This window comes from Lactiplantibacillus fabifermentans DSM 21115 (assembly GCF_000498955.2).
GTDB classification, from domain to species: domain Bacteria; phylum Bacillota; class Bacilli; order Lactobacillales; family Lactobacillaceae; genus Lactiplantibacillus; species Lactiplantibacillus fabifermentans.
In genome coordinates this window covers 1-3,297 of record NZ_AYGX02000180.1, presented here as the reverse complement: position 1 = coordinate 3,297, position 3,297 = coordinate 1, and the positions used below count along the sequence as shown (strand labels likewise).

At 38.4% G+C, this 3,297-nt stretch carries 2 protein-coding genes; one reads left to right on the top strand and one right to left on the bottom strand.

Going from position 1 to position 3,297, the window contains the following annotated elements:
- Window positions 1-116: 116 nt before the first annotated feature.
- Complete coding sequence (locus DY78_RS15575) at window positions 117-545, bottom strand: flavodoxin family protein (RefSeq protein ID WP_024626280.1); 429 nt, start codon at window positions 543-545, stop codon at window positions 117-119.
- A gap of 1,587 nt (window positions 546-2,132) precedes the next feature.
- Between DY78_RS15575 and DY78_RS15570 the strand changes: the two genes are divergently transcribed.
- Window positions 2,133-2,981 carry a phage integrase N-terminal SAM-like domain-containing protein gene (locus DY78_RS15570; RefSeq protein WP_024626279.1) on the top strand — a complete coding sequence of 283 codons (849 nt, stop codon included), beginning with the start codon at window positions 2,133-2,135 and terminating at the stop codon, window positions 2,979-2,981.
- Window positions 2,982-3,297 lie beyond the last annotated feature (316 nt).

Here is a 3,297-nt window from a genome sequence, read left to right as displayed (position 1 = left end):
TTATGCTGAACAATTTGTCCAAAAATTCGGATTAAATTTGCAATCTACCAATTAAACAAAAACGGTGTCGCTAGCCAATCAATGACTGAGCGACACCGTTTTATTAGTTACAATCTTTATTTAGTCAGCATTTCTTTGGCGAAAGCTTGGACCAAATCAATTTGTTCCGGCTTTAATTTACCACCATGTGAGCCCAATAGCTTCATACCTTTACCGCCCATTAGTTGATGAAAATGGCCCACGACTTTAATGCCTTTAGCTTCAGCAGCCTTAGTCAGGGCTTTGTCGGTGGGCATTTCTGGACCACCAGAAGTAGTGAAGATAGCGATTTTTTCAACTTGATTGGCGTCTAAAGTGTCCATGTAAGCTGCAGCGGACTTGTCAGGCTTCATGAAATAAGTCCCACCACCCATAAATAAAAGATCGACGGGTTCATCGATAGGGGTCGGGACGGGTTGCGCGGTAACCCCAGCAATTTCAGCGATTTGTTGGGCAAAGGCTTCAGTATTGCCATTGCGCGTTTGATAACGAATTGCTACTGTCATAATAAAAACCTCCAGAAACATCAGATTGACTACTAGTAGGCTTAGGTCTGCTGGTAATGATGAAATTAATGATAATCACTATTTTCAGTATAAACAAATCTGAAAGCGATTGCAAAAACTGGCCTTGAAAAACTGTTAAATTACGAATAAATTGTGGACGAATTAATTTACTTTTGCACGTAAATACAGTATATTATAGCTGTAAAATGTTATTGGTCTTTGGTGATTCTCTACCACAAGTGAGAACTTTAAGATTGGTGATCCTCTACCGTAAGTGGGAATGTTAAGGTGAGAAGGGCTGCACAGCAGTCCTTCTTTTTTCTTGTAACGATGTCAAATCTAAACCTGGTCGATTCATCCAAAAAACAGCAACATAATCACGCTAAGTATTGCCGCGAATGGCCGAAATCAATTATATCCGACCACGTCAGGCCAAAATCCAGCGCCAACTAGTCAAGTCCATCAGAATACAACCGTTAAAAAGTTACTATTTTTTGAATGCATGTGTGTTAATTTCGAACTGCTAGCATCGCAATCATTGCTGTATCGACGCTAATCAAAGCCATCAATTGGCATTGTGATAGTGTCTAAATAAACTAAACAAAAGCGGCCAATTACAATAGTCTTGAAGTTACAGTTAAATTACGAGTGATCGAGCTAAATACAATTGAGCGACTTTTTGCTTAGCAATTTTATAATAAGCTTATTTGAAAGCATACTTTAAAACGAGTTTTGAGTATTAGCAATAATATTTACTCAATAGCTATAACATCATTGTTAGACAAGCCGGCTGACTAAGCCATTCGTAGCATCATTAAATCAGCATTTTGTCCCAAATTAGTAAAGATAAAATATTTCTGTCGACATAATTATCCGAGTTACCGAAAAAATATATTTGTCACCATACATAATGCACGATTATAAAACAGCAAAATACGCGCAAAACGTGATTTATACGGGATTATCACTAATCAGTGTCATTTGATCAAGAGGGGTATTTTTATCTATATTCTAGTTTACATAATATATATTATACGAAGTAGAAGTGAAAAGAAAAATCCTCCCCCACGACCTAATTTAACCCCCTCAGGTCTTTTTACGTTTATGTCACATAAAATTTTTGCATGAGCAATTTTGCAGCCGCCACTTTTATATGTTATCACCGAAAAAAATCGCCACTGTTTTTAACAATCAAATTAGGTTTAAATTGTGAGTGACAATTTTACAGCTTACGGTAAAATATATTTGCCAGCTTTAATTGAAAATTTGCTAAATCGTCAATTTAGTCGGATTTGTCGATTAGTCAATTATACTAAGTTTTGGCGTTTATTATTGGATTCATGAATCCGTCTGCTACGTTCTTTTAGTGATTAGTTGTTCGTCTATAATATGAACTCGTGCTTAGGATGCGCCTCTCAGCATGTCAAAATTATGTGTTTTACCACCGTAAAGCCTGCTGATATATCGCTTGGCATGGCAAGTCTTAATTGCGGTAATTTGCGAGTGCTGTTAAGCTAATAGCTTGTTTTTAGTTGTTTAATATGTTTTAGTTAAAGTAACAAATGACAATTAGAAAGGTTGACCCCGATGGCTGCTACCAAATTTCCTTACGAAAAAAGTTTCGTTGAACAATTAACTGCTGATGGCAAACATCCGCAAACCATTACGCAATATCAACTAACGCTCAGCGACTTCTTTAACTATGAACAACATTTCAACGATACCTTTGCACAGGAACAATTATTAATCGACATTACCGAAAATGATATTCAGCAGTATTTGACCATGCTAAAAAACCAACGCCAATTTAAGACGTCAACGTTAAACAAAGCCTTGTCGAATTTAAACGGTTATTTTAGCTTCTTATTTGAACATCGTTTGATTACAACGCTACCAACGTTTAGCATTAAAGGCCAACCCATCAAAAACGATGAAACCAACGACGCCTGGCCAGAACAGCTCGCAACCTTATTGGCAAATGATGATTTACACGTCTATACCCGCTTATTTTTACTGCTAACTTGTAAGAGCTACGAAGCGACAGAAATGCTAGCACCAGATTTTTATCATGAACTCCATCATATCGAATTCGCCCATTTCGAACAAGCGTTCTTGGGAAAGTTACAGACCTTTTTACGTCCATTGCAGGCCCAAACTGGTAGTCATGACTTATTCTTAAAAACCCGACAACGCGGCCAAGACCCGCATTTGACTTTAGCCGCGCTCCATAAATACTTAAGTGGCGATGGTCAACGCCTAGGCATGCCATTAAAGCCCGTCGCATTGCGACAGAGCTTTGTTTTGTGGTACTTGGATCAACACCGGACGACCGAACCAGAAGCCATTATGACGACGTTACGTTTAGATTTCGCGAGCTTGGCGTACTACCAAAATTTGCTCCGTAAGCAAGATATTCGGTCATTACAAAATAAATAGCCAGTTATCGGAGCCGCCAGCAGATTTCACGCAAAAAAAAGAGCGCAATTATGGATTCCGCTCCATACAGCTAACGCTAGGGTAACCCACCTGCCGGGGAACGTGGTGCGCTCATTACCACTTCATTGCTCACAGAGGCAATCATCGGACGGATAGCAGCTGGTATTATTTAGCAATCTTATCTGTCACCCTATATTATCAGCAATTTCACCGTCAAAATCAATTAATTACAGCGTTCATCTATATTGACTTTGCGAATTTAATAGGTAGATTGCAAATTTAATCCGAATTTTTGGACAAATTGTTCAGCATAACC

Excerpts from the sequence above, each read along its gene's own strand:
- DY78_RS15575 (WP_024626280.1), bottom strand. The coding sequence starts at position 545 with ATGACAGTAGCAATTCGTTATCAAACGCGCAATGGCAATACTGAAGCC.
- DY78_RS15570 (WP_024626279.1), top strand. The coding sequence starts at position 2,133 with ATGGCTGCTACCAAATTTCCTTACGAAAAAAGTTTCGTTGAACAATTA.